At 65.2% G+C, this 26,287-nt stretch carries 22 protein-coding genes; 20 read left to right on the forward strand and 2 right to left on the reverse strand.

The genetic code is table 11. The features are described 5' to 3' along the window. Positions 1 to 270 precede the first annotated feature (270 nt). The 7 genes from QME71_09930 to QME71_09960 all read left to right on the forward strand — a co-directional run bounded on the left by QME71_09930 (position 271) and on the right by QME71_09960 (position 9,889). The gene (locus tag QME71_09930; protein MDI6858618.1) at positions 271 to 720 is read left to right on the forward strand and encodes an OB-fold domain-containing protein; all 450 of its coding nucleotides are present in this window, start codon (positions 271 to 273) and stop codon (positions 718 to 720) included. 39 nt (positions 721 to 759) lie between these two features. Beyond that, positions 760 to 1,920 carry a thiolase family protein gene (locus tag QME71_09935; GenBank protein ID MDI6858619.1) on the forward strand — a complete coding sequence of 387 codons (1,161 nt, stop codon included), beginning with the start codon at positions 760 to 762 and terminating at the stop codon, positions 1,918 to 1,920. A 120-nt stretch (positions 1,921 to 2,040) separates the two neighbouring features. Then, on the forward strand, positions 2,041 to 2,784 hold the full coding sequence (locus tag QME71_09940; protein MDI6858620.1) for an MBL fold metallo-hydrolase: 744 nt from the start codon (positions 2,041 to 2,043) through the stop codon (positions 2,782 to 2,784). Positions 2,785 to 2,874: 90 nt separating this feature from the next. Beyond that, positions 2,875 to 3,351: an NADH-quinone oxidoreductase subunit I gene (locus tag QME71_09945; protein MDI6858621.1), complete on the forward strand. Its 477-nt coding sequence runs from the start codon at positions 2,875 to 2,877 to the stop codon at positions 3,349 to 3,351. A gap of 1 nt (position 3,352) precedes the next feature. Next, positions 3,353 to 6,055 (forward strand): molybdopterin-dependent oxidoreductase, encoded by a 2,703-nt coding sequence (locus tag QME71_09950; GenBank protein ID MDI6858622.1) that lies wholly within the window; start codon positions 3,353 to 3,355, stop codon positions 6,053 to 6,055. A 249-nt stretch (positions 6,056 to 6,304) separates the two neighbouring features. Then, positions 6,305 to 8,281, forward strand: a complete 1,977-nt coding sequence (locus QME71_09955; protein ID MDI6858623.1) for a 2-oxoacid:acceptor oxidoreductase family protein — start codon at positions 6,305 to 6,307, stop codon at positions 8,279 to 8,281. Between the two features lie 21 nt (positions 8,282 to 8,302). Continuing rightward, positions 8,303 to 9,889 (forward strand): thiamine pyrophosphate-dependent enzyme, encoded by a 1,587-nt coding sequence (locus QME71_09960; GenBank protein MDI6858624.1) that lies wholly within the window; start codon positions 8,303 to 8,305, stop codon positions 9,887 to 9,889. 182 nt (positions 9,890 to 10,071) lie between these two features. Here QME71_09960 and QME71_09965 read toward each other — a convergent pair whose 3' ends face one another. Then, positions 10,072 to 10,770: a haloacid dehalogenase-like hydrolase gene (locus tag QME71_09965; GenBank protein MDI6858625.1), complete on the reverse strand. Its 699-nt coding sequence runs from the start codon at positions 10,768 to 10,770 to the stop codon at positions 10,072 to 10,074. 185 nt (positions 10,771 to 10,955) lie between these two features. On the opposite strand from QME71_09965, the gene QME71_09970 reads away from it, so the two are divergent. The 5 genes from QME71_09970 (at position 10,956) to QME71_09990 (ending at position 14,986) form a co-directional block, all read left to right on the forward strand. Continuing rightward, positions 10,956 to 11,690, forward strand: coding sequence for a LysE family transporter (locus QME71_09970; protein MDI6858626.1), 735 nt, complete (start codon positions 10,956 to 10,958; stop codon positions 11,688 to 11,690). A gap of 460 nt (positions 11,691 to 12,150) precedes the next feature. After that, on the forward strand, positions 12,151 to 12,405 hold the full coding sequence (locus tag QME71_09975) for a YHS domain-containing protein (protein MDI6858627.1): 255 nt from the start codon (positions 12,151 to 12,153) through the stop codon (positions 12,403 to 12,405). Further along, positions 12,387 to 13,409: a D-glycerate dehydrogenase gene (locus QME71_09980; protein MDI6858628.1), complete on the forward strand. Its 1,023-nt coding sequence runs from the start codon at positions 12,387 to 12,389 to the stop codon at positions 13,407 to 13,409. Before QME71_09975 ends, QME71_09980 begins: the two co-directional genes overlap by 19 nt. 117 nt (positions 13,410 to 13,526) lie before the next feature. After that, positions 13,527 to 14,165: a phosphoribosyltransferase gene (locus QME71_09985; protein ID MDI6858629.1), complete on the forward strand. Its 639-nt coding sequence runs from the start codon at positions 13,527 to 13,529 to the stop codon at positions 14,163 to 14,165. A 23-nt stretch (positions 14,166 to 14,188) separates the two neighbouring features. Then, positions 14,189 to 14,986, forward strand: coding sequence for a hypothetical protein (locus QME71_09990; protein ID MDI6858630.1), 798 nt, complete (start codon positions 14,189 to 14,191; stop codon positions 14,984 to 14,986). A 64-nt stretch (positions 14,987 to 15,050) separates the two neighbouring features. On the opposite strand, the gene QME71_09995 is transcribed toward QME71_09990, so the two are convergent. After that, the gene (locus QME71_09995; protein ID MDI6858631.1) at positions 15,051 to 15,266 is read right to left on the reverse strand and encodes a helix-turn-helix domain-containing protein; all 216 of its coding nucleotides are present in this window, start codon (positions 15,264 to 15,266) and stop codon (positions 15,051 to 15,053) included. A 163-nt stretch (positions 15,267 to 15,429) separates the two neighbouring features. On the opposite strand from QME71_09995, the gene QME71_10000 reads away from it, so the two are divergent. The 8 genes from QME71_10000 to QME71_10035 all read left to right on the forward strand — a co-directional run bounded on the left by QME71_10000 (position 15,430) and on the right by QME71_10035 (position 26,218). Then, positions 15,430 to 17,937 carry a hypothetical protein gene (locus QME71_10000; protein ID MDI6858632.1) on the forward strand — a complete coding sequence of 836 codons (2,508 nt, stop codon included), beginning with the start codon at positions 15,430 to 15,432 and terminating at the stop codon, positions 17,935 to 17,937. A gap of 333 nt (positions 17,938 to 18,270) precedes the next feature. Next, positions 18,271 to 18,744, forward strand: a complete 474-nt coding sequence (locus QME71_10005) for a 4Fe-4S dicluster domain-containing protein (protein MDI6858633.1) — start codon at positions 18,271 to 18,273, stop codon at positions 18,742 to 18,744. A 2-nt stretch (positions 18,745 to 18,746) separates the two neighbouring features. Next, a complete protein-coding gene (locus tag QME71_10010) occupies positions 18,747 to 20,078 on the forward strand; it encodes an FAD-dependent oxidoreductase (protein MDI6858634.1) in 1,332 nt (443 codons plus the stop codon). After that, entirely contained in the window at positions 20,065 to 21,198 is a 1,134-nt protein-coding gene (locus QME71_10015) for a glutamine amidotransferase family protein (protein ID MDI6858635.1), read from the forward strand. The genes QME71_10010 and QME71_10015 overlap by 14 nt, the downstream gene beginning before the upstream one ends. 10 nt (positions 21,199 to 21,208) lie before the next feature. Further along, a complete protein-coding gene (locus tag QME71_10020; protein ID MDI6858636.1) occupies positions 21,209 to 22,756 on the forward strand; it encodes a glutamate synthase-related protein in 1,548 nt (515 codons plus the stop codon). A 221-nt stretch (positions 22,757 to 22,977) separates the two neighbouring features. After that, positions 22,978 to 23,739 (forward strand): hypothetical protein, encoded by a 762-nt coding sequence (locus tag QME71_10025; protein ID MDI6858637.1) that lies wholly within the window; start codon positions 22,978 to 22,980, stop codon positions 23,737 to 23,739. A gap of 110 nt (positions 23,740 to 23,849) precedes the next feature. Then, positions 23,850 to 25,130 (forward strand): Glu/Leu/Phe/Val dehydrogenase, encoded by a 1,281-nt coding sequence (locus QME71_10030; protein MDI6858638.1) that lies wholly within the window; start codon positions 23,850 to 23,852, stop codon positions 25,128 to 25,130. Positions 25,131 to 25,222: 92 nt separating this feature from the next. After that, positions 25,223 to 26,218, forward strand: coding sequence for an NrpR regulatory domain-containing protein (locus QME71_10035; protein MDI6858639.1), 996 nt, complete (start codon positions 25,223 to 25,225; stop codon positions 26,216 to 26,218). Positions 26,219 to 26,287: the final 69 nt, after the last annotated feature.

Genomic DNA, 26,287 nt, shown 5'->3' on the forward strand with positions numbered 1-26,287 from the left:
CGCCATCCGCCAGCTCCCTCGACCACCACTGCCACACGAGATACAGCGCCGCCGCAACCACCCACACCGCGACAATCAGGCTACCCATGGTTCCCTCCGCAGTACATCTGTTCGTCTTCTGGCGGCAAGTATAGAACACATGTACTGCCCTGTCAAGCGTTTGTTGATGTCTTGATCCACATTCAGAGTCGTGCTAGAAATCGGTCTACCGGCGCGCACAGCTCCGGACGGAGACAGCGGCAGAGGTCCGACCAACGAAAGGAGGTCCCGTTGACACAGGCAAGCGAGACTGAAACCAAGGAGAAACAACAGAAACCCATCGTCAATTACTTGAAACTTCCCGACTCCCCGGACGAGAAGCCTTACCTGTGGGGCAGCCGCTGCAAGGCCTGCGGGGCCGCATATCTGGGGCCGCGGCTGGCCTGCGCCAGGTGCTTCGCGGTCGGCGACTTCGACGAGATCAGGTTCGGAGACGAGGGCACCCTCAAGACCTTCACGATCGTCCACCAGTCCGCGCCCGGGATCGAGGTCCCTTTCATCGCTGCCATCGTCGACCTGCCGGAGGGCACGGCCGTACGCTGCAACCTCGGCGGCATTGAGCCCGACCCCGAGAAGCTGGTGCCGCTCCTGGGCAAGAAGGTGGAAATGTACACCGAAAAGGTCCGCGAGGACCGCGAGGGCAACGACGTAATCGCTTTCAAGTACCGGCCCGCGAACTAACGGTCGAGAGGCTACCCCGACCGCTGAGAAGGAGGAAACATGCCTGTCAAACCAGCGAGAGACGCTTACATAATCGGCGTCGGCATGGTGAAGTACGGCCGCTACCCCGACAAGTCGGTCGTTGACCTCGCGACGGAAGCGGTGATCGCCGCCCTCAAGGACGCCAACCTGACGATGAAAGATATCCAGATGGTGGGCAGCGGCAACCTGTCCGCCCCCATCGGCCAGGCGATAATGCGCAGCGTCGGCCAGACCGGCGTGCCCGTGGTCAACGTATCGAACGCCTGCGCCACCGGCTCCACTGCCTGCCGCGAGGCCTACTTCTCGGTGGCCTCCGGCGCCTTCGATATCGCCATGGGCATCGGCTCGGAGCAAATGGGGAAGGCCGGCCTCCTCGGCGCCGGCCGGATTGGCGCCATGGGAGACCTGGCGTACATCCCCGAAGGCGTCATGGGCTCGCAGCTCATGCCGCCCGTGTTCTCGCAATGGGGCGTCGACCACATGCGCAAGTACGGGACAACCTTCGAGGACTTCGCCCGCGTAGCCTACAAGAACCATAAGAACTCCGTCCACAACCCGTACGCCCAGTACCAGCAGGAGTTCTCCATGGAGGAGATCATGAACGCCCGCATGATCTCCTGGCCCAACACACTGTACATGTGCTGTCCCACCGGCGACGGCGCCGGCGCCGTCATCTACGCCAGCGCCGACAAGGTGCGACAGCTGGGCCTGAGCTCGAAGGCCGTGAAGGTGGCGGCCTGCGTCCTCACCAGCGACCCCTGGAGCGAATCGGGGAACGCGATACTCGACATCAACCTCTGCACTCGGCTGGCGGTGAAAGAGGCTTACGAGATCGCAGGGATAGGCCCCGAGGACCTCGACGCGGTGGAACTGCACGACTGCTTCGCGACCGCCGAGCTGCTTCACTACGAGAACATGGGGCTGGCGCCGGAAGGCGAAGGCGCCCGCTACCTGAAGGAAGGCAAGTTCGACATCGGCGGGAAGACCGCGGTGAACGCCAGCGGCGGCCTCCTCTCGCGCGGCCACCCCCTGGGCGCGACCGGCGCCTGCGGCATCAGCGAGATCGTATGGCAGCTCAGAGGCGAAGCCGGCGGCCGCCAGCAGCCGAACGCGAAGGTGGGGCTGGCGCACGTCATCGGGCTCACCTCCGCCTGCACCGTCAACATCATGGTCAAATAGACAAGCGCGATCCACTGAGAGGGCCGGCCACAGCAGACCGGCCCTCTTCGTGATACCCGCCCGTAATCGGGGCCGCCGCCTTCCGCGTGTATAATGGACTGAGGACGCGCCGTGAGAGACATGAGCGAAGCGGAGACGCTCTTCGAGCTAACCTTTCTTGGTTCCGGCAACGCCTTCGCCGGCGACCGCTACTGGAGCTCGTTCGCGCTCAACCGTCGGTTCCTCTTCGACGCCCCGCCGACGTTGCTCGCGCATCTCAACAGGCTCGACATCCCGACCCTCGGCATCGACGCCGTCTTTCTGAGCCATTTTCACGCCGACCACTTCTTCGGTCTGCCCTTCCTCTTCCTCGACTACGAGTACATCAACCATCGCACCAAGGACCTGCTCATCGTGGGGCCGCCCGGCGTGGAGGAAAAGGTAGAGCGCCTTACCGAGCTGGGGTTCCCCGGGCTCGTGCGCAAGAACCAGCGCTATCGCCGGCGGTACCTGGAAGTGGCGGAGGGAAACGAGTATCCCGTGCTCGAACTGATAGCACGACCGGTGCGCATGCAGCACACGGAGTCGCTGGATTGCTTCGGCTTCAAAGTGAGGCTGGACGGCAGAGTCTTGGCCTACGCCGGCGACGCCGAGATGTCGCCCGCCGTGCTGGAACTCGCGAAGGGAGCCGACGTCCTCGTCGTCGAGTGCTCCTGCTGGGAGGGGGACTGCGGCCCCCACATAAGCCTTGACGACATCCGGCGGCTTCGCGCGCAGATTCCGCCCCAGACCACGTTCGTCCTCACCCACCTCGAACCGGGCCGCCCGCAGCTCGACATGCCGGGAGTACTTCTGGCGGACGACTTCGCCACCTTTCGCCTGTGACTGCTTTCACGATCACCGAGAATAGGGTCTTCCCCCTAAAGGACGCTCCGGTTATTCTTTAGCTGCAGTCCAGCAATCGAGGGAGGACGGATGTACGGCCTCGGCCTTGCGAAGGGGATGCTTGTCACCCTCAAGAACGCTTTCCGCAAGCCTTTCACCGTCCAGTTCCCCGAAGAAGTCCGCCACATCCCTCCCCGCGCCAGGACAAGCCTGCTGTGGTTCGAGGAGCGCTGCACCGGCTGTAGCACCTGCGCCCAGGCCTGCCCGGACGGCTGCATCCTCGTCGCTACCTCACCCGCGCCCGACGGCAGCCGGCGCGTCGACCGCTATGAGATCGACTTCCGTCTCTGCATGTACTGCGGCCTCTGCACCGAGGCCTGCCCCTACCTGGCCATCCAGCCCGGTGGGACTTACCGCGACGCCGTCTACATCTTCCAGGACATGTACAAGGACAAACACGCGCTTACCGAGCTGGCTCGGCAGTACCTGCGCGAGCACGACTACACCTACCCCCACGGCGGCAAGGCGCCCCAGGCCGTCGTCGAGGCGATAGAACGGGGTGCCTGACGTGGCGAAGATAACCATCGACGGCCAGGAGATAGAGGCCCCCGAGGGCGCCGTCCTCCTCGAAGTAGCGAAGCAGAACGGCTTTTACATCCCCGCGCTCTGCTACATCGACGGACTTCCTCCCTACGCCGGCTGCCGCATGTGCCTCGTCGAGGTGGAGGGGGGACGCGGCCCCCAGCTCTCGTGCACCACCCGCGTGACCGACGGCATGGAGGTGCGCACCAACACGCCCCAGCTCGCCGACGCGCGCCGCGCCGTCCTCTCGCTCATCCTCGCCAACCACTCCGACCGCTGCCTCACCTGCCACCGGCGCGTGCATTGCATGCCCGGCGACATCTGCCTGCGGGACGGCGTCGTGACCCACCGCTGCCTCACCTGCTCGAAGAACTACCGCTGCGAGCTCCAGCGCGCCTGCGAGCTTGTCGACACCGTCAACTACGAGCCGTGGATCGGCGAGGAGCGCACCTTCTACCGGAAGGAGCAACCGCCGGCGGACCGCGCGAACCCCTTCCTCGAGTTCGACCCGCAGATGTGCATCATCTGCACCCGCTGTCTCCGCGCCTGCGACGAGATCCGTCACACGGGCGCCATCGGCCTGGCGCGGCGCGGGTTCGAGACGCGTATCATCTTCGGCGCCGGGGGGCGCGTGGACGAATCGAATTGCGACTTCTGCGGCGCCTGCATCGACCTCTGCCCGACGGCCACCCTCATGGAAAAGCCCAACAAGTGGGTCGGCCAGGCCGATGAGTGGGTCGCCACGGCCTGCAACTCCTGCAGCGTCGGCTGCACGCTCAGCATGGGGGTGCGCGAAGGCCGTCCCGTCATCGTCCGGCCCGATGCCCTCAACCCCGTCAGCTTCACCCAAATCTGCGTCCGCGGCCGCTTCCACTACGACGCCGTCGAAGAGCAGGAATGGCTGACGCACCCGCTCGTGAAGAAAGACGGCGCGCTCGTCCCTGTGACCTGGGAAGAGGCGCTCAACGAAGCAGTCTCGCGTCTCGCCGAGATCAGGGAACGGGACGGCGCGGACGCCATCGGCTTCCTCGGCTCGCCGCTGGCGACGAACGAGGAGAACTACCTGCTACAGAAGGTCGCGCGGGCCGCCATCGGGACGAACAACGTCGATTACAGCGGCGGGCCCGTCGCGGCGGCGGTTGCGGAGTCGCTGCGGGCCGCCTTCGGCTCCGAGGCGCTGCCCGCCGACATGAGCGAGATCGCCACCGCAAAGACGCTCGTCGTCGCCGCCGACGACCTCGAATCGAGCCATAACGTCGCCGCCCTCCGCGTCAAGGACGCGGTCGTGAACGGCGGCGCCCGCCTGATAGTCGTCAGCCCGCACTGGGGCGAGGTCTGCGACTTCGCGGAGGCGTGGTTGCGCCCCTACCCCGGCAACGAGGCGGCGACACTACAGGCGCTGGCGCGCCTCGTCGCGCAGGACGCGGAGGTAAGCGAGAAGGCGCAGGTCGAGGGCGTCGAAGCGCTTGGCGACGGCGCGCACGTGCCCGGCGTTCCCGCCGAGGCACTGGAGAACGCCGCCGCCCTGCTCACCGAGGCCGCGAAGGACCGCGAGGGCCATCTCGCCGTCATCGTCGCTCCCGGCCCACTGAGCGCCCTCGAAGCCGGCGACACGGCGCGCGCGGCCGCCAACCTCGCCATCGTCGCCCGCGGACGCCAGGCCGCCCGCTCCCTTTACGTCCTGCCTGTCGATGCGAACGCGACCGGCGCCCGCGACATGGGCGTCGCGCCCGACCGGCTTCCCGGGCTGCGCTCGCTTTCGGACGCCGCGGCGGGCGAGGCCCTGGCGAAGACGTGGGGCGCCGATTTGCCGCCGGCCGACGGCCTCGATTTCAACGGCATGATAGCCGCGGCCCGACAGGGCAAGCTGAAGGCGCTCGTCGCTCTGAAAGACAACCCCCTGCTTGCCGCGGCCGCGAAAGCGAGCGTGCGCGAGGCGCTGGGCAACCTCCAGTTCCTGCTCGTCATCGATAATCTGCTGACCGATACCGCGCGCTCCGCCGACATCGTCCTGCCTGAAGTGACCACCTACGGCAAGGAAGGCACCTTCACAAGCGCCGACCGCCGCCTGCTGCGGCTGAACGCCGCGATGGTCCCGCTGGGCGAGGCCCGGCAGTCGTGGCGCATACTTTCCGAGCTGGGCAGCAGGCTGGGCGAGAAGCTGTCGAGCGCGGCCGGCTTCGCTTACGAGAGCGCGGGGGCGGTAATGGAGGAGATAGCGTCGGTGGCGCCGCTCTACGGCGCCGCCCGCTATGATTCGCTCCAGTCGGGCAAGACGCGCGCGGCAGCCGAAGAAGTCCCGCAGGCGACGATCAGGCCGCTCGTCTCACTGCCTCGAATGGCGCCCGCCGACGGCGTCTTCACGCTCACGACCGGCCGCGGGCTCTACACCAGTCTCGAGGGAGCGGCGGTCCATTCCGTCGAGGCCGACAAGCTGCACCGCGAAGAGTTCGTGGAGATTAACCCCGAAGACGCGGCCCGCCTTGGCGTGAAGGACGGCGACAAGGTCGTCCTCGTAAGCGACCGCGGAGAACTCGCGATCGCGGCGCGGGTGACCCCCAATGTGCTTCCCGGCGTCCTTTTCGTGCCGTTGCACTACGTGGGCGGCGGCGTCACCGCCTTCTTTCCCGGCGACGCCGACGAGAGTCTCCTCCCCCAGGTAAAGGTCGCCGTCCAGACGCCCGCCTAGCCCACCGGGAGACTTTTCCTCTTTTGAACGTTGCAAACTTCTTTAATTCGTGACATACTGGTACTGGTTCCGCAATCATGGGTCCCGCAATCACAATCCTCCCCGGCGCACGACAAGCGGCTTGCCTTCGGCGCGTCGGCCAGCGAGAGGAGACCGGCCGGCTGCAGCCCGCCGGTTGCATTGAAACGCGACTCTTGTATACTTGAGCGCATATTTCCCCATCTAGCTATGTTTTGTGAGGGCTGACGAATGGCAAAGAACAGAAGCGAAAGGGGCTTCCCCTATCCCGGCATCCCTTCCACCAGCGACGGCACGGGCGTCGCCGTATGGGTGGAGACGCACATTACCCAGGGCGCCTGCGCCTACCCCATTACGCCTTCGAGCAACATGGGGGAAGGATACGCCGACGAGGTATCGAACGGACGCAAGAACATCTGGGGAGAGACGCTTGTCTTCCTTGAGCCGGAGTCCGAGCACAGCTCCGCCTCCGCCTGCGAGGGGTATGCCGCAGCCGGCGGCCGCGTGACCAACTTCACCTGCGGGCAGGGTCTCATCCTCATGAAGGAGGTCCTCTACACCATCTCCGGCAAGCGGCTGCCCGTCGTGTTCCAGATCGGCGCCCGCGCTCTCACCTCACAGTCGCTCAACATCCACTCCGGCCACGACGACGTGATGGGCGTCGCCGACTGCGGATGGGGCATTCTGTTCGCCCGCAACGCCCAGGAGGTCGGCGACCTCGCGCTCATCGCCCGCCGCACGGCTGAGGATACCCAGACGCCGTTCCTCAACTGCCAGGACGGCTTCCTCACCACCCACACTGTCGAAAGCGTCCGCCTGCCCGAGCCCGAGCTTATGGACGCCTTCGTCGGGCCGCCCGGCGCGAAGCTTGTCAACATCATCGACCCACACCATCCCGTCATGAGCGGCATCGTCCAGGACATGGACAGCTACATGATGGGGAAGATAGCGCAGCGGTACTTTTACGAGAGGGTGCCGCAGGCGCTCCAGAACGCGATGGACGAGTACTACGAGCTTACGGGCCGCCGCTACAACCCCGTCATGCCCTACCGCCTCGATGACGCCGAATACGCCATCGTCGGGATGGGCTCGATGATGGACACGGCAATAGCGACTGTCGACTACCTGCGCGAGAAGAGAGGGATACCAGTCGGGCTGCTGACGGTGACGGCGTTCCGACCCTTCCCGGGGCCGCAACTCGTCGCGGCTCTAAAGCATTTGAAGACGTTCAGCGTTCTCGAAAAGATGGACAACCCGCTCGGTCAGTCCAACCCGCTGACGGCGGAGATAAAGGCCGCCTTCGCCGACGCTATCGGCGGGCACCCCGACTACGAAGCCATCAACCGCGTCCCCGCCATCCTATCGGGCTCCGCCGGCCTGGGCAGCCGCGACGTGCGGCCGGGCCACATCGTGGCGGTCGTCGAGAACATGATGACGAAGGAGCCAAAGCGCTACTTCACCCTCAACGTCAACCACCCGACAGCGCTGCCGGTCACCGAAGACCCCGACGTCCGGCCGAAGGGCTCGTTCTCCATGCGCGGCCACTCCGTCGGCGGCTTCGGGGCCATCACCACCAACAAGGTCATCGCATCAATCTCGTCCGACCTCTTCGGTCTGAACGCCCAGGCCTACCCACGGTACGGCGCGGAGAAGAAGGGGCTGCCGACGAGCTACTACCTGACGCTGGCCCACGACATCATCCGGCCGCACTGCGAGCAGAAGTTCGTCGAGTTCGTCCCCCTGCACGACGTCAGCGCCTTCAGCAGCGGCAACCCACTCGCCGGCCTCGCCGACGGCGGCACGGTGTTCATCCAGACGCCTCACTCGAAGCCGGAGGACGTTTGGGCCGACATACCCGCGCCGGCGCGCCAGGCGATCCGCGAGCGCAACATCCGCGTGCTGGCCCTCGATACGGCGAAGATCGCGGCGGAGGTGGCAAGCCGCCCCGACCTCGTGCAGCGCATGCAGGGCATCGTCCTGCTGGGCGTGTTCCTGCGCTACACGCCCTTCCTTGAAGAGGCGAAGGTGAACGAGAGGGAGCTGTTCCAGCGCATTGAGAAGTCGCTGCGCAAGTACTTCGGCGGCCGCGGCGAGGGAGTGATCCGCGACAACCTGGAGTGCGTCCGCCGCGGCTTCAACGAAGTCTTCGAGGTGCCGCCGGAAGTGAAAGCGAAAGAACCGAGCGCGACGGCGCGCGCCGGTCGCTAGCCCTGGAGAGGTATTGAGAACATGAGCAACGCCAAGAGCAAACAACAGAAGAAGGGGCAGAGCGCCGTTATCCCGACCGCCGAGGAGTTCCAGCAAAAAGTCATCGCCGCCTATCGCGCGGGAAAGGGCGCCGACATCCTCCCCTCTGATGAGGCGGCGGCGCGCAGCCTGATCCCGCCGGGGACGGCCGCTCTCCGCGATTTTAGCTACATCTCCCCCGAGTTCCCGGCGCTCGACGCCGAGAAGTGCGTCGGCTGCATGGAGTGCGTCACCAAGTGCCCCGACACGGCGATCCTCGCCAAAGTCGTCGCGAAATCGGAGCTCGAGAAGCGGCTGGCAGTAGTCGAGGACCCCGCCGAGCGCGAAAGGCTGCGCGGCCACTTCGCGGAGACGACGAAGTTCTACGGCGCGCCCGAGAAGAAGGGAGAGGAAGGCGGCCTGTTCGGCCTGTTCATCGACGTGAGCAAGTGCAAGGGCTGCGCCGAGTGCGTCGAGGTCTGCGGCAGCCACGAGGCTCTCTCGATGACGCGCAAAACCCCGGAATCGGTCGAGGCGTATAAGCGCGATTTCGCCTTCTTCAAAGGTCTGCCCGACACGCCGTCCCGCTACATCAACGAGAAGGTCCTTCCCGACATCATGCTCGCTGAACGCTCGCTCCTCTACGTGGGCGGCGCCGGCTCCTGCATGGGCTGCGGCGAGGCGACGGCGATCCGCATGATGCTGGCCGCGACCGGCTTCGTCTACGGGCCGGAGAACGTGGCCCTCGTCGCCGCTACCGGCTGCAACACCGTCTACGGCTCAAGCTATCCCTTCAACCCTTACCTCGTGCCCTGGACGAATTCGCTGTTCGAGAACGCGGTCTCGGACGCGATGGGCATACGCCTGCGCTGGAACCAGATGGGCTGGCAGCATAAGCGGCTGTGGGCGATGGGCGGCGACGGCGCCATTCTCGATATCGGCTTCGGCGCCCTGTCCCGGCTCCTCGCCTCGGGGATGGACGTCAAGGTGCTCGTCCTCGATACGCAGGTCTACTCGAACACCGGCGGCCAGGCGTCGACGGCAACCTACACCGGGCAGGACGCGGAGATGGCCCCCTTCGGCGCGGCCATCGCCGGCAAGCAGGAGCGGCGCAAGGAGCTGGGCATCATCGCCATGATGCACCCCAACGTCTTCGTCGCCCAGACGATAACGGCCGACATCAACCACTTCTACCGCTCGATCATGGCCGCCAACGAGTTCAAGGGCCCGGCCGTCGTCAGCGTTTACTGCGCCTGCCAGCCGGAGCACCAGATAGCGGACGACCAGTCGTCGCACCAGGCGCGGCTGGCCAAGGACTCACGCACGTTCCCCATCTTTGTGTACGATCCGCGAAATGGGTCGAGTATTAAAGAGAGGCTCAGTCTTCAGGGAAACCCGTCGATGAAGCAGGACTGGCACATCGACCCGAAGACGGAGGAGCCGCTCGACTTCATCGCCTTCGCGAGGACGGAGGGCCGCTTCGCGAAGCAGTTCGACAAGGACGGGAACCCGAGCGAGGTGTTGCTGGCGGCGCAGCAGGACAGACTTGAATACTGGCGCTTGCTCCAGGAGCTTGCAGGACTGCGCTGAGTTATGTAAAATGATTACGGGATGACTCCTGGCGGGTGTCACCCCTACTTGCAGCGGCGCGGTTTTCCTCGCCACCAGCATCGCGCCGAAGCCGCCCGCCAGGCCACCGAAGCGGAATGGCCGTCAGGAACAAGCCCCGCGACGGTATCCCGGGGTGCGCTCCCTACGGAGCGCACCCTTCTTTATTCCGCTGCGGCCGATAGGCCCAGTGCCCCAAGCACGCCCCGCCAATCCGCGAAATCGTCAAAGAACAAGTCGGGCTCTTCAGCGATAAGCTCTTCCGCTGTCGTCCCGCCCGTAGCCACGGCGACGGCGACGGCGGCGTTCGCCTTCGCCGCCCTTATGTCGTAGACGGTATCGCCGATCACGTACACTGTGTCGGCGTCCGCCCACGAGCCGTCGCGCATGATCTCGATCGCCCGGGCCACCAGCCCATTCCGTTCCTCGCGATCGTCGCCAAAGGCGCCGCCGTCGAAGAAGTGCCAGAGACCGTAGTGCGACAGCTTGGTCTCCGCTCCGCTGCGAAAGTTCCCTGTCGCCAGGCCGAGCCGGACGTCCGGCCTTTCCCAGAGGGCCGTTAGCAGCTCACGGACGCCGGGCAGAACCGTGCCCGTCGCTTCTTTGAGGGTGACGCTGAGGTGGCGGCAGTAGGCGTCGCGAAAGCGGCGGACCTGCTCGTCGAAGGCCTGCGTAGGGAGCCCGTGCTTCAGCAGCGCCGCTCGCAAGATGGCGGCGTCGATGCGGCCCGCCATCTCGACACCGTCCAGGCCGCCCTCGACCGCAAACAGCTCGCCGAACGCGAGGTCCATGGCGCGCCGTCCCGCTCCGCCCGTGCGGATGAGGGTACCGTCGACATCAAAAAGGAGGAGCTTGCGGTCCATGGCTGAGCCGCTTTTCATTGTAGCAGAGGCAGTCGGCCAGACGACGCCGCGTCCCTGCCTGCGGCGGGCGGGCTTCAAGGCGCGGTGAGGCCATAGGGCCTCCGACGGCGCGGTCAGGCTGCAGGCTCGTCCGGTTGACCGCCTTCGAGCGCGGGTGCGAAACTGAAAGTTGAGGAGAACGCTCCGTGGCCCTGCTCGCGATATTCGCCAACACTTTCCTCATCAGCCTCTCCGGCGCCCTCATGCCGGGGCCTCTCTTCACGCTCTCGGTGCGGGAGACGCTCCGCCGCGGCTTCTGGGTCGGGCCGATGGTCGCGGCAGGACACGGCCTCATCGAGCTGGCGCTGGTCATCGGACTCGCGCTCGGTCTGAGCGAGTTCCTCGACGAGGGACTCGGTACGGCCGTGATCGCCCTTCTCGGCGGCCTGTTCCTGCTCTGGATGGGGTACCAGATGGTGCGCACGGCGCCCCGCCAGGAACTCCGCCTGGACGTGGACTCGCTTCCGAACAGCAGTGACGGGCAGCCCGCGTCCGGAGGCTACCGCCGTCGCCTGGTAGCGGCGATGGCAGGGACGGACGCGGCGGTCGCGTCAAACCGTCCCCTGCCGATGCTCGGCGTCCTCGTGCCGGCGGGCATCCTCGTGAGCGTCGCCAACCCCTACTGGATCATCTGGTGGGCGAGCATCGGGATGGCGTACCTCACGGAGTCGCTCGATCACGGGGCCGCTGGAGTCAGCTCGTTCTTCACGGCGCACATCCTCTCCGATTTCCTCTGGCTGAGCTTCGTCGCGTTCGTCCTCGCTTCCGGACGGCGCATGATGAGCGCTCGCACCTATCGAGCGATCCTCTTTGTGTGCGGCGTGTTCCTGCTGGCGATAGGCGTCCGCTTCGTCTACTCTGCCTTCGATTTCCTGATGTAGCAACACACGCCGCTTCACGATAGGCTGCGGGATTCATCCCGCCGGATCGGATACGGCAATACATCCGCGCCGCATGCGCTTTTCCGTTTTCTATCCGTTGGCAGACCGCCCCCGACGAAAATCGCTTGCGGCCCGGCTCCCCCATAGGGCGGGCATCTTGCCCGCCATCTCCACGCCATCCGGTAGACCCCTCGTCACAGTAGGACATGAGTCGCTTGCGGCCCGACGACGCTTCAGCAGATAAACGGTGCTTGCTTGCGGCCCGACGCTCGGCCTGGATCCGACCGGTAACCTTTTCCGGCTGCAGGACCCTGTCCTGCAGCCAATAACAAGCGCCGCGACCAATCGGAAAACGCCATTTGTAAGACCGCTTTAAGACTGTCCTCGCCACCAGATATTGACGATCCCCTCCCGATGCGTTACCTTCACTAGAAGTGCAGCTCCAGAAAGGAGTTTCGAAATGGCCGAGATGGTCCGCGATCCGGTCTGCGGCATGGAGTGCGAAACAACGAGCGCCGCCGGCATGTCCACCTACCAGGGCGTCAACTACTACTTCTGCTCTGAGGAATGTAAGCGCCAGTTCGAAGCGGACCCCTCCAAGTACGCTCCCCTTCCTTCCAGCATGGAGGCGGCGCCGGAAACGGCCGAGATGCCGATGGCATCGAAGGGCCAGGCCGCGCCGAAGTCGAAACGCTGGTGGGAGTTCTGGAAGTAGGTCTGTCCGCCCGCGCTGAAGTGAAAAGCGCCGCCGTCTTCGTCACCAGAGAGCTTCCCGGCAACGCACTCCCTCTCCTTCAGGCCGCGGCTGACGTGGAAGTGTGGCCCGAGGAGGCCCCGCCGCCCCGCGACGAGATACTCCGCCGTGCGCCACACGTCGACGCCCTCCTCACTATGCTTACCGACCGCATCGACGCAACAGTCCTTGACGCGGGCGCCCGCCTCCGCGTGGTGAGCAACATGGCCGTCGGCTACGACAATATCGACGTTGCGGCGGCCACAGCGCGGGGCATCCTCGTCGCCAACACCCCCGGCGTCCTTACCGAGACAACCGCTGACATGGCTTTCGCGCTCCTCCTCGCCGCCGCCCGGCGCGTCGTCGAAGGTGATCGCCTCACGAGGACCGGCGGCTGGAAAACGTGGCACCCTTCTTTCCTTCTCGGACGCGACGCCCACGGCGCCGTCCTCGGCATCGTCGGCCTGGGGCAGATCGGCCTCGCTGTGGCCAGGCGCGCCCGCGGCTTCAACATGCGCCTCCTCTACTGCGACATCGTACGGCGGAACGAAGCGGAGAAAGAGCTTGGACTCGAATACGTGGACCTCGACAGGCTCCTCTCGCAGTCCGACTTCGTAAGCGTGCACGTCTTCCTCGACGCGCAGAGCCATCACCTCATCGGTGAGCGCGAGCTCGCCCTTATGAAGCCGGGCGCTGTCCTCGTCAACACCTCTCGGGGCGCCGTCGTCGATCAGCGCGCTCTCTATTCCGCCTTAAAGGAAGGCCGGATTGCGGCGGCGGGCCTCGACGTTTCGGAGATCGAGCCCATCCCCGCAGACGATCCGCTTCTGGACCTCGACAACGTTGTGATCACTCCCCACATCGCCAGCGCCAGCGTCGCGACCCGCGAGAAGATGGCGAGAATGGCCGTGGAGAACATCGTCGCCGTCCTCCAGGGCGAAATGCCGGCCCATTGCGTCAATCCGGAAGCCCGCCGGCCGGCGTAACTGGACGAAGCCTTCGTATGACGGCACGCGGTTACGGGCGGCCGGGCATCTTGCCGGCATTAGAGATTCTTCGCCATTTCTGTTATATTAGCCATTAATTCGACGCAAGGACCCCAAATGGTACGCCTCTCCTATCGGGGAAACCTCTGGCTCGCCGATACGCTGTGGAAGCTGGGAGCGATTCAGTTCGGCGATTTCACGCTCGGCCGCACCGCCGTTCACTCGCCCGTATACCTTAACCTGCGCCTTCTCATCAGCAAGCCCTCCGCCCTCCAGCGAGCGGCGCGCGTCATCAGAGATGAGGTCGACGCCCGTCAGCGCATGCTCAACCCGCAGGTCGCCCCGTTTCAGCTCGTGGCCGGCGTGCCCTTCGGCGGGCTGCACCTCGCGACCGCCTTCTCGCTCGCCGCTAAGGTGCCCCTCATCTACGTTCACCCCGGTCAGCTCAAGAACGGCCAGATCGAAGGGCTGCACGAGGCCGGGCAGAGCGTCCTCATCATCGACGACCTGATTACCGGCGGCCACAGCATCCTCGATACCGCCCGCTATCTGAAAGAGGCCGGGCTGCGGATCAAAGACGTCGTAGTGCTGCTCGACAGGCAACAGGGCGGACGCGAGCTACTGCGGCAGCACAACATGAACCTCATCTCCATACTTACCCTCGAAGTCGTCCTCAACTATCTCATGTCCAGCGGCAAGATCAGCGAGGAATGGTACAGGAGGTCCCTCGAGTACCTGCGGGCCAGCGGTCCTTGACCCGGGAGGAAAGGACGGCAGATGTGAGGAAAGGTCCATTCTCGCGGTCCCCGTTCTTTGTGTGTGTCCTTGCCGTCGTGGGCCTTGTTGCGCTTATGGCGGCGTGCGACGACGACGGCGCGCCACCTGAGGAGGCCGTCGCCTCCCCGGCCGCGACCGGCACGCCGACGCCGTTCCCGACACTGCCGCCCGCGCTCGTCTCCATCGGACCGCTCAACGAACTCGAGAGCTTTCGCTACTCCGTGCGGCTCAGCCTGAGCATCCCCCAGATGGAGGACGAGCTACTCCAGGGCTTCGCATCCCTTCTCTCGGAGGTCGAGATACGGGGCGCATCCATTCCTCCGGACAAGAGCGAGATGTGGATAGAGTTCAAGAACAGCGGGCACTCTCTCGGCACTGTCAACATCGGAGGGAAGACCTGGTTCAAGTCCGGGGAAGAGTGGACGGAGACCGCCAACTCGGGACTCGACGCCTCCCTGCTCACTCCTGAGGAGATAACCGCGGCGATAGCGCGGGAGGACATGTTTGCGGGCGCCCGGCCCCTCCGCGAGGAGCTTGACGGCGTTCCCGTCCTCCACTACAGCGTCACCCAGCAAGGAATGCGCTGGCTTGCGCTGCTCCTGAATACGGAAGAGGAAAGCGGCGTCAGCGGCCAGACGAAGGTGGACCTCTGGCTCACTGAAGAAGGGCATTACCCGGTGGAGATAACGTTCGATGCCCGCGGCAAGGACGAGCAGGGGCGCGACGTGCTGGTGACGCTGGAGATGCAGGTCACCAACCTCAACGACCCGTTGATCGAGATAGTCCCGCCACCGGCGTGAGTCCTTTCTCGGGAAAAGCGAAAGGGCCTCCCGGCCCTTTTTTCTTTCTTGGCGCGCGGCGTCCCTACAGCAGCCGGCGGATCGTTTTCCGGCCCGGACGCGGGTCGTAGTTCGTCTTGAACATCTCCAGCTTGTCGCGTTCGATCAAATACTTGCCGGCGAACACCATGGCCGGTATCTTCTTCTGCTTGATCAGCCGGCGCAGGCTCTGCGGGTGGATGCCGAGCACCCGCGCTGCCTCGACCAGGTCCAGATAATTGTCGAAGGGTTCTACTACCATTTCAGAGTCGGATGGTAAGCTGCTAATACCATTACATAGTTCTTCCATGCTTGTCAAGCGCCCGGCAGGACTGCCCCCTCGACTCTAGCACTGCAGTGTGCTAAACAATCGTCAACACGGTTTCCCCGCCCAGTGTCCCGTCCGCGCACCGGGAGGCGCTGTCTTGACCCTGCTGGAGATGACCACCCCGCGGGCCCGCCTCGGCACCTACGTCGGCCTCTTCCTCATCACGCTTTCCACCCTGATGTACGAAGTCTTGCTCACGCGCATCTTCAGCGTGACCATGATGTACCACTTCGCTTTCGTCGCCATCTCCGTCGCCCTCTTCGGAATGACCGTCGGCGCGCTCATCGTCTACCTTCTCCCCGACCGCTTCCCAACGGAGAAGACGAACGAGCGGCTCATTGTGTTTTCCTTCCTCTTCAGCATATCGATCGTGCTCAGCTTCCTCACTCAGCTCTCGGTGCCGTTCGTTGCCCGCTGGTCATTAGCAGGGGTCTACTCGGCGACCCTCATCTATCTCGTGACTGCCATCCCGTTCATATTCAGCGGCGTCTGCGTCTGCCTTGCCCTCACGCGTTTCCCCCGGCAGATAAGCCGGCTCTACGCCGCCGACCTCGTCGGCGCCGCCGTAGGGGCCGTCGCCCTCGTCTGGCTGCTGGACATGATGGACGCCCCCTCAGCTGTGGTTGCCATCGCCGCCCTGCCAAGCGTCGCCTCATTCTGGTTCGCCCAAGCCGCCGGCCAGCAACGACTCTTCTGGCTCGGTTTCACTGGCGCCATCGCCCTGTTTTGCCTCGCCTTCTCGAACGCCGTCCTCTTCGAACAGCGCCAACCATTCCTGCGTGTGACCTGGGTAGGGTCGGACCTGGCCGTCCCCAGCTACGAGGTCTCGTCGCCGTTGTACGAGCAATGGAACGCCTTTTCGAGGATCAGGGTGAACCCCAGCCTGAGCATGGTCCCAATGGGGTGGGGAATGAGTCCCACGCTGCCCAAAGAAATAAAGGTCCAGCAGCTCGACCTCGTAATCGACTCTACCGCCTTCACCGTTCTGACCCGCTATGCGGGACGTGAGGAGGAGATCCGTCACCTCAAGTACGACGTCACGAATCTTGCGCACTACGGTTATAAGGACGCCGACGTCCTTGTCGTCGGCGTCGGGGGCGGCCGCGACATCCTTTCCGCTCTCGCCTTCGATCAGAAGTCGGTCACGGGAGTGGAGATCAACGACAACATACTGCACGCCGTAAACGACGTGTACGGCGATTTCACCGGCCATCTCGACAGGGACCCGCGCGTGACGTTTGTCAATGACGAGGCGCGGAGCTACATCGCGCGCTCAGACCAGAAGTACGACATCATACAGCTCTCCCTGACCGATACGTGGGCTGCCACGGCGGCCGGCGCCTACGCCCTCTCGGAAAACTCTCTCTACACGGTGGAGGCGTGGGACTGCTTCCTCGATCACCTGACCCCCAACGGACTGCTTAGCGTTTCCCGCTTCTACAACTGGGAGCAGCCGCTGCAGGCCCAACGCCTGGTGGCCCTGGCGACCGAGACCCTGCATCGCCGCGGAGTTAAGGACGCGCGGGCACACATCTACATGGCGGGAGCGGGGGTGACGGCGACCATCCTCGTCAGTCCGTCTCCTCTGTCCGCGGAGACTATTGCTGCGCTCGATCACGCCGTGGAGGAGATGCAGTTCGGCCGTATTATCACGCCGGCCTACGTGGGGGAGGATAGCTTTGCGGGCATAGTGAACGCGGAAGACGTGAACTCCTACGTGGCCGGCCTCCCGGTTGACATCTCTCCGCCCACCGACGACCAGCCGTACTTCTTCCAGATGCTCCGTCTCCGCGACCTGTTTCGCAGTGACCTCCCGGACGAGAAAGGACTGACCGAGCCCGTGCTCGTCCTCGCGGGCCTGACGATAGCCGTCTTCGTCCTCACGTTCCTGTGCATCATCGTCCCCCTGATGCTGACGGCGAGAAAAGCCAGTCTCAGGGGGATGCCTCCCTTCTTCCTGTTCTTCGCGGGCATCGGGCTGGGCTTCTTGCTCATCGAAGTATCGCAGATGCAGCGGTTGAACATCTTCCTGGGGCACCCGACGTACGGGTTATCGGTGGTCCTGTTCTCGCTCCTGCTGTTCAGCGGCATCGGGAGCTTCGTCACCGAGCGGATAGCGGCCCCCGGCCCGCGGTTGCTGAACCTGTTGCCCCTTGTCATTCTTCTGGCGCTGCTTCTCGCCTTCGGCTTCGTCACGCCGCTTCTCATCGATCGCTTCGAATCATCGACGACTCCCGTGCGCATTCTCGCCGCCGTCGCCGTTCTCGCCCCGATGGGTCTGGCGATGGGGATGCCGTTCCCCATCGGGATGAGGGTCGTTTCCGCCTGGCCGGACGCTCCGACGCCCTTCTTCTGGGGGGTAAACGGCGCCACCTCCGTATGCGCCTCCGTCTTCGCGGTGGCCATTGCCCTTTCCTGGGGGATCTCGGTTTCGTTCTGGGTCGGCTGCGCCTGCTATCTGGCAGCGACAGCCGGCTTGGGGGCGGCGGCCTGGCGCGCCCGGCCACCCCGCCGCAGGGAGCGGCAAGAGTCTGCCGCTGAGGAGACGGACCTCCTGCCCACCGCGCACACCGCCTCATCAGACCCGCAGATGCCCCCGGAATAGGGCCGCGCCTGCCGGCGGCGCGCCGCTTCAGCCATCCGTTTATCCGCTTTTCATCCGTGGGCGGCAAGCCCGGCTGGTCGGGCAGAGACGCCCGAGCCTGTCGGAATGTGCCCCTTTTCTCACATGCTCCTTTGGGAGGAAATGTTAACGAACTCTTCACACTACTGCCTTGACACTAGCGATAAAAGACCGATAAACTTGTGGCATACGGTAGCCGCTTGCCGCCTCACCTCCCTCTTCTCAGTCGTGGTGAGACGACAGAACGGACGAAACAAAGAGAGGTAACCGGTAGCAGCTGCCGGTTCTTCTCCGGCAAAAGGCAGCGACAGCAAAATGAAACGCATCCGCGTAAACGAGGACGTCTGCATCGGGTGCAGGCTTTGCGAGATTAGCTGCGTCGTCGAGCACTCGCTGTCGCGCGACATCCTCAAGGCGTTCAAGTCCGAGAGCCCGCCCTCGCTCTCAAGAATATCCGTGCGCCAGGCGAAGGACGGCTTCCTGCCCGTCCGCTGCTTGCACTGCCCGGAGCCCGCCTGCGTCGACGCCTGCCTCACCGGCGCCCTCAGCCGCGACCCATCGAGCGGCCTCGTCCTTTACGATGCCACACGCTGCGTCGGGTGCTGGACGTGCGTCATCGCCTGCCCCTTCGGCGCGATAACACCCGACGCCGCGCGACAATCGATCGCGAAGTGCGACATGTGCCCTGACCTCGATGTCCCCGCCTGTGTCGCCGGCTGCTCCAACCGCGCCCTCACGCTGGAGGAAGCCGCGGTGGAGGCGGCGATCCTTGAAAGCGTGGAGCGGTAGCGATGGGAAGGCAGGTCTCCACCCGTTATCTGCTAATCGGCAACTCCGCCGGCGCCATCGCCGCCGCGGAGGCGATCCGCGAGCTTGACACGGCGGGCCCGATAACCATCATCTCCGACGAGCGCCATCCCGCCTACTCGCGCCCTCTCATCTCCGACTACCTCGCCGGACACCGCTCGATAAAGCAGACCTTCCTCGGCGGGCCCGGCTTCTATTCGAAAAACGGCATCGAAACTGTCCTTGGAACGAAGGCCACGCGCCTCGACATCGAAGGCCGGGCTGTCGAGCTCGACGACGGGACGGCGCTGCGCTGGGAAAAGCTCCTGCTCGCTACCGGCGGCTCCCCTATCCGGCCCGACGTCGCCGGCATAAGCCGCAGCGGCGTCTTCACCTTCACCACCCTCGACGACGCGGTCGCCCTGCGCCGGGAGATTGACGCCGCGTCGCGCGTCGTCGTCATCGGCGGCGGGCTCATCGGCGTCAGCGTGTCGCAGGCGCTCGTCAGCATCGGAGCGAAGGTCATTATCGTGGAGCTGATGGATCGCATTCTCAGCGCCGCTCTCGACAGCCAGGCGTCGGCGATGGTCGAAGCGCGGCTGCGCGAAGCCGGCGTCAAGGTGATTACGGGGCGCAGCGTGGAACAGATAATCGGCGCGCGCGAGAACGGACGCCGCGCGGCGGGCGTTGTGCTCGACGACGGGCGCGAGATAGCCTGCCAGGCGGTAGTCTCCGCCGTGGGCGTCTCGCCCCGAACCGACCTCGTGAGCGGAACAGCGATAAAGACGCGACGCGGGATCGTCGTCGATTCCCACATGATGACGAGCTGCCCCGACGTCTACGCTTGCGGCGACGTGGCCGAGGTCTACGACTTCGCACGCGGGGAGACGCGGCCCAACCCCATCTGGCCGAACGCCGTCATGGGTGGTCGCATCGCCGGGCACAACATGGCCCGCGCTCCCGGCCTACCGGCGCGCGCTTACGAGGGAAGCACGAACCTCAACGCCTTCAACTACTTTGGAATGGCCATTGTATCGGCAGGCATCGTCGAGCCGCCGAAGAACGGCGGCTACCGCGTGCTGCGCTCGCAGACGAGCGGCGGCCGCTACCGGCGCGTGGTCTTGAAGGACGGGCGCGTCGTCGGGGCGATCTTCGCCGGCGACATCCAGAGCGCGGGCGTCGTCTACGGGCTCATGCGGGCGGCCATCGATACGCACCGCTTCGAGAAGGCGCTCGCAGCGGAGGACTTCAGTTTCGCGTCGCTACCGCCGCACGCGCGACAGCGGCTGCTGGACCGCGCCGGCATCGAGGAGGACGGGCGAAATGCAGGACGTTAGACGGCTCAGCAACCCCTACAACGACGACAAGGTCATCGCCGCCTGCTCCATCTTCGGCGTCATGGACACCTCGGGGCGCGCCGTCAAAGGCAGCGACGTCATCCGCGCCATCGCCAACATGCACGACCGCGGCAACGGCCTCGGCGGCGGCTTCGCCATCTACGGCATCTACCCCGAGTACGCCGACTGCTACGCCTTCCACATCATGTTCCCCGACGACGAGGCCCGCAAGCAGATCGAGCGCTTCATTGCGCAGTCGTTCACCGTCATCCGCGGTGAGGAGATTCCTACCAGGCCGTGCGACGCTATCAGAGACCCGCCGCTCGTCTGGCGCTACTTCCTGCTGCCGCACGGCGCAAAGGCGGGCGAGGAGGGGGACTTCGTCATCGAGCAGGTGATGAAGATCAACACCGGTTTCGCCGGTTCGTTTGTCTTTTCGAGCGGGAAGAACATGGGCGTGTTCAAGGGCGTCGGCTATCCGGAGGACATCGCCGCGTACTTCCGCCTCGAAGAGTACCGCGGCTACCTGTGGAGCGCTCACGGACGCTTCCCCACAAACTCGCCCGGCTGGTGGGGCGGCGCCCATCCCTTCAACATCCTCGACTGGACGGTCGTCCACAACGGCGAGATTTCATCTTACGGCACAAACCGCCGCTACCTGGAGATGTTCGGCTATGACTGCACGATGCAGACCGATACGGAAGTCGTGGCCTACGCCGTCGACCTGCTGATGCGGCGCCACGGCCTTCCCATCGACCTGGCGGCGAAGGTGTTCGCGCCGCCGCTTTGGGAGCAGATCGAGCGCAGCCCGGCGAAGGAGCGCGCGCTCCTCACGACCCTTCGCCAGGTCTACGCCAGCCTCCTGCTCAACGGGCCGTTCGCAGTCATCATCGCCCGGCAGGGAGAGATGATCGGTCTGACCGACCGCATCCGACTGCGGCCCCTGACGGCGGCAGTGAAGGGCGACCTGCTGTACCTGTCGTCCGAAGAGTCGGCGATACGGCTGGTCGAGCCCGACGTCGAGCGCGTCTGGACGCCCATGGGCGGCGAGCCCATCATCGGCCGTCTGGGCGAGCCCCTGCCCCGGCCCGACAAGCGCCTGGAGACGGCCGCCGCATAGAGAGAGAACGATGATAAGCGCCAGGAAGACAGCCCACGCCTCCCCCGCTCGCAGGTCTTTTCACCTCGGGCCCCGCTTTGCCGTTCTTCGCGACAGGGAGCGCTGCATCAACTGCCGCGTTTGCGTCACGCAGTGCACCTTCGGCGCCCAGGGCTACGACGCCGCCGACGACACTGTCTTCAGCATCGACGACAACTGCGTCGGCTGCCAGCGCTGCGTCGCCTTCTGCCCCACCGACGCCCTGAGCGTCGTCGAGAGGCCGCCGCGCTTCCGCCAGAACTATAGCTGGCGCGCGGAGGTGATCGAGGACGTCAAGCGGCAGGCGGAGACCGGCGGCGTGCTGCTGACCGGCATGGGCGACGACAAGTCGCAGCGCATCTACTGGGACCACCTGCTGCTGAACGCCAGCCAGGTCACCAACCCCTCGATAGACCCCCTGCGCGAGCCAATGGAGCTGCGCACCTACCTGGGACGAAAGCCCGAACGCGTGGAGGTCGACAGCGAAGGGCGGCCTGCGCCGACGAAGGTCCCGCCGCAGGTGATGATCGAGACGCCGATCCTCTTTTCGGCGATGTCGTACGGAGCCGTCAGTCTCAACGTACACGAGTCGCTGGCGCGCGCCGCCGCCGCCTCGGGCACTCTATTCAACACCGGCGAGGGCGGCCTCCACCAGAAGCTGCACCGCTACGGTCGGTACACCATCGCCCAGGTGGCGTCCGGGCGCTTCGGCGTCAACCCCGAGTACCTGGACGTGGCGGCGATCATCGAGATCAAGATCGGCCAGGGGGCGAAGCCCGGCATCGGCGGACACCTTCCGGGCGAGAAAGTGAGCGCGGAGGTGTCGGCGACGCGCATGATACCGACGGGCACCGACGCCCTCTCGCCCGCGCCCCACCACGACATCTACTCGATAGAAGACCTGGCGCAGCTCATCTACGCCCTCAAAGAGGCAACCAACTACACCAAGCCTGTCTGCGTCAAGATCGCCGCCGTGCACAACGCCGCCGCCATTGCCAGCGGGATGGTGCGCGCGGGCGCCGATATCATCGCCCTCGACGGGCTCCGCGGCTCGACGGGGGCGGCGCCGAAGATCATACGCGACAACGTGGGCATCCCCATCGAGCTCGCCCTCGCCGCCGTCGACACCCGTCTGCGACAGGAGGGCATACGCAACCAGGTGTCGATAATCGCCGGCGGCGGCATCCGCAGCAGCGGCGACGCCATAAAGGCGATAGCCCTGGGCGCGGATGCCGTCTACATCGGCACGGCCGCGCTCATCGCCCTGGGCTGCACCGTGTGCCAGCAGTGCCCCAGCGGGCTCTGCGCCTGGGGCATCTGCACGACCGATCCGGTCATCAGCAAGCGCGTGAACCCGGACATCGGCGCTGAACGGCTGACGAACCTGCTGCACGCCTGGAGTCTCGAGATAAAGGAGATGCTGGGTGGCATGGGGATCAACGCCCTCGAGAGCCTGCGCGGGAACCGCCACCACCTTCGCGCCGTTGGGCTGATGGAGGCCGAGATGGAAGTGCTCGGCGTGAGGGTAGCGGGCTCGTGATCGGTTTTCAGGAATGGTGGCGCTCCCTCACGGTCTCGAAACGGGAGCGAAGGCAGTACCGCGGCCTGAAGGCTGCGGCATGAGACAACACAAGCATGTCGAGGGAAAGCGTGAACGGTGTCTATGAGATGACGCCCTGTCCTTCATGGCGCGGTGTCGAGAAACGCCGGCGGGGGCAGAGATCGCGTCACAGGTATGGTGCAGGAGCGGGCCAGCAGGCGATGACGGTTTCGTGGTCGCCGCGCGCGATGCGCATCGACGCGGCCGGCCTGCACTACCGCGAGCTCAACCGTCTCATCCGGGAAATGGCTTCGCGCTCGGTGCGCCGGGTGGAACTGCACAACGTCTTCGGGCAGCGCTACATCGGCACCAATCTCAGGGGGCGCGCCCGCATCGACATCTACGGCACGCCGGGGAACGACCTCGGCGCTTTCATGGACGGCCCGACCATCGTCGTTCACGGCAACGCGCAGGACGGTTGCGGCAACACCATGAACGGCGGCACGATAATCGTTCACGGCCGCGCCGGCGACATCACCGGCCTGGCAGCTCGCGGCGGCAAGATATTCGTCCGCGACAACGTCGGCTACCGCGCCGGCATCCATATGAAAGAATACAACGGCAAGCACCCGCTTCTCGTCGTCGGCGGCACGTCTCAGGACTTTCTCGGCGAGTACATGGCAGGCGGCGTCCTCGTGCTGCTGGGACTGCAACTCCGCGAAGGCGAACCCCATCCCGCTAACCTCGTCGGTGCGGGGATGCACGGCGGCGTCATCTATCTCCGCGGCACGATCGACCGTGAGCGCCTGGACAATGCGGTGACGGTGAGCGAGCCGGGCGAAAAGGAGACGGCCTTCCTGAGGCGCGTTGCGCGGGAGTTCGGCAGGCACTTCGGCCGCGACGAAGAAGACATCATGTTGCGCCCCTTCCTCAAGCTCGCGCCCCTATCGCACCGGCCTTACGGGCGGCTCTACGCCCACTAGGGAGCCGTCGTCGTTAGAAAAAAGTGAGAAATCGGAGGCGGCAACCGCTTGCCATATACCCGCTCATCGTTTATCCTACCGGCGAAAAGACCCCCGGAGGTGAAAGGAAGATGAGCGATAGCCAGGCCATGCCCATCGTCGAACCCGCCGTCGGCAACCCCTGGGAGAACGCGCAGGCCCAATTCGACGCCGTCGCCGAGATCATGAACCTCGACGACGACACCCGGAGAGAGCTTCGCACTCCCCAGCGCGAGCTGACCGTCAACTTTCCCGTGCGGATGGATGACGGCAGCATTCAGATGTTTACGGGGTACCGCGTGCAACACAACAGCGCGCTCGGACCCCACAAGGGAGGGATCCGCTATCACCCCGACGTAAGCCTCGACGAGGTCAGGGCGCTGGCGATGTGGATGACCTGGAAGTGTTCCGTCGCCGGCCTGCCTTACGGAGGAGGCAAAGGTGGCGTCATCTGCAACCCCAAGGAGATGTCGGCGCGCGAGCTGGAAAGCCTGACGCGCCGCTACGCCGCCGAGATCAGTTGTGTAATCGGCCCCTGGAAGGACGTGCCCGCGCCGGACGTGAACACCACCGGTCAGATCATGGCCTGGATGATGGACACGATAAGCCGGCAGTGCGGCGAGGCCAAGCCGGGCGTCATCACCGGCAAGCCCCTCTGCGTCTTCGGCAGCGAGGGCCGCTTCGAGGCCACCGGCCGCGGCGTCCTCTACGTCGCCCAGGAGGCCTGCCCGTACAGGAACACGCCGCTCGCCGGCGCAACGGTCGCCGTCCAGGGGTTCGGCAACGCCGGCACCGTCGCCGCCTGTCTTCTCGAGGAGGCGGGAGCGCGAGTCGTCGCCGTCAGCGACACCTCCGGCGGCATCTACAACCGAAAAGGGCTCGACGCCAAGGCCCTGACAACCTACAAGCGGTCGGGAGGGCGCGTCGCCGAGAGCGGCGCCGGCGACCGCATCACCAACGCCGAGCTCCTCACCCTGCCGGTGGACGTGCTCGTGCCCGCGGCCTTCGAGGGCCAGATAACCGAGAGGAACGCCGCCGACGTCAAGGCGCGCATCATCCTTGAGGCGGCGAACGGGCCCATCTCACCGGAGGCGGACGAGATACTGAACGAGGCCGGCGCCTTCGTCGTGCCCGACATTCTGGCCAGCGCCGGCGGCGTCATCGTCTCCTACTTCGAGTGGCTGCAGAACATCAACGGCTACTACTGGGACGAGGACGAAGTCAACGACCGCCTGCACCGCATGATGACGAAGGCGTTCCGCCAGGTCGTCGCCGTCCACGAGCGCGACAAGCTTCCCATGAGGCAGGCGGCATACGTGGTGGCCGTGCAGCGCGTCGTCGACGCCACGAAGGCAAGGGGCGTCTACCTGTAGCGCAAGTGGGTGACGCCGCATAATAACATAAATACAAATGAATGCTTCCGGCCCCGTCGTTCGAGCAGCGCCGGGGCCGGGAGAGGTTGCACATGCTTGAAAGCGAAGCGCGCGAGACAGAGCGCAAGATAGTGTCGATTCTCAAGGTGCTGAGCGAGTCGCCGGAACCGCTGGGCTCAATCAGCATAGCCCGCGCCCTCCAGGACCACGGCATCTACCTGAGCGAAAGGGCCGTGCGCTACCACCTGAGGATCACCGACGAGCGCGGCTTTACCCAGCCGCTGGGCCGCGACGGGCGGATGCTTACCTCCAAGGGAATGGAGGAGCTGCGCATGGCCCTCGCGCCCGACCAGGTGGGCTTCGTCATCGAGAGGATCGCATCGCTCGCGTTCCAGACGACTTTCGACCCGGAGACACGGAGCGGCGGCGTGATCATCAACACCTCGCTTTTCCCGAAGGACCGGTTCAAGCGCGCCCTCTCGGCGATGAAGGAGGCGTTCTCCGCCAACATCTGCGTCAGCCACCTCGTCGCCGTGGCCGACGAGGGCGACAAGCTGGGCGACGTCATTATCCCCGAGGGCCGCGTCGGCTTTGCTACCGTGTGCAGCGCCACGATCAACGGCGTGCTCCTGAAGAACGGCATCCCCATGGACTCGCGCTTCGGCGGCATCCTGGAGATGCGTGGCTCCGTGCCCCGGCGCTTCGTCGCCGTCATCCATTACGCCGGCTCCTCTCTCGACCCGTCGCTCGCCTACATTAAGGCGCGCATGACGAGCGTCCGCGAGGCGGCGGCGAAGGGCGACGGCATGATCCTCGCCAACTTCCGCGAGATACCGGCGGCGGCCAAGCCGATAACCGGCCAGGTGGTCGAGAAGATGAAGGAGGCGGGGATCGGCGGCGTCGTGCTCATGGGGTACACCAGCCAGCCGGTGTGCCAGATACCGGTCGGGCTGAACAAGGTCGGCATGATCCTGCACGGCGGCCTGAACCCGGTCGCCGCCGCGGAGGAGGCGGGCATAGAGGCCGAGAACATCGCCAACAGCGGCGTCATGGACTTTCAGCGCCTCGGCAGCTTCTGGGACATCTGACCACCGCCTGATTCCACCTTCGCCGCTCCACTTCCTCGTTCCAGCAAGACCTCTCTGTAGACTCTGCTG

Source organism: Dehalococcoidia bacterium, from assembly GCA_030018455.1.
In the GTDB taxonomy this organism is placed as follows: Bacteria; Chloroflexota; Dehalococcoidia; order DSTF01; family JALHUB01; genus JASEFU01.

Coding starts and splice junctions, on each gene's coding strand:
- QME71_09935 (MDI6858619.1), top strand. CDS start 760: ATGCCTGTCAAACCAGCGAGAGACGCTTACATAATCGGCGTCGGCATG.
- QME71_09940 (MDI6858620.1), top strand. CDS start 2,041: ATGAGCGAAGCGGAGACGCTCTTCGAGCTAACCTTTCTTGGTTCCGGC.
- QME71_09945 (MDI6858621.1), top strand. CDS start 2,875: ATGTACGGCCTCGGCCTTGCGAAGGGGATGCTTGTCACCCTCAAGAAC.
- QME71_09955 (MDI6858623.1), top strand. CDS start 6,305: ATGGCAAAGAACAGAAGCGAAAGGGGCTTCCCCTATCCCGGCATCCCT.
- QME71_09960 (MDI6858624.1), top strand. CDS start 8,303: ATGAGCAACGCCAAGAGCAAACAACAGAAGAAGGGGCAGAGCGCCGTT.
- QME71_09965 (MDI6858625.1), bottom strand. CDS start 10,770: ATGGACCGCAAGCTCCTCCTTTTTGATGTCGACGGTACCCTCATCCGC.
- QME71_09975 (MDI6858627.1), top strand. CDS start 12,151: ATGGCCGAGATGGTCCGCGATCCGGTCTGCGGCATGGAGTGCGAAACA.
- QME71_09985 (MDI6858629.1), top strand. CDS start 13,527: ATGGTACGCCTCTCCTATCGGGGAAACCTCTGGCTCGCCGATACGCTG.
- QME71_09995 (MDI6858631.1), bottom strand. CDS start 15,266: ATGGTAGTAGAACCCTTCGACAATTATCTGGACCTGGTCGAGGCAGCG.
- QME71_10005 (MDI6858633.1), top strand. CDS start 18,271: ATGAAACGCATCCGCGTAAACGAGGACGTCTGCATCGGGTGCAGGCTT.
- QME71_10010 (MDI6858634.1), top strand. CDS start 18,747: ATGGGAAGGCAGGTCTCCACCCGTTATCTGCTAATCGGCAACTCCGCC.
- QME71_10015 (MDI6858635.1), top strand. CDS start 20,065: ATGCAGGACGTTAGACGGCTCAGCAACCCCTACAACGACGACAAGGTC.
- QME71_10020 (MDI6858636.1), top strand. CDS start 21,209: ATGATAAGCGCCAGGAAGACAGCCCACGCCTCCCCCGCTCGCAGGTCT.
- QME71_10025 (MDI6858637.1), top strand. CDS start 22,978: ATGACGGTTTCGTGGTCGCCGCGCGCGATGCGCATCGACGCGGCCGGC.
- QME71_10030 (MDI6858638.1), top strand. CDS start 23,850: ATGAGCGATAGCCAGGCCATGCCCATCGTCGAACCCGCCGTCGGCAAC.
- QME71_10035 (MDI6858639.1), top strand. CDS start 25,223: ATGCTTGAAAGCGAAGCGCGCGAGACAGAGCGCAAGATAGTGTCGATT.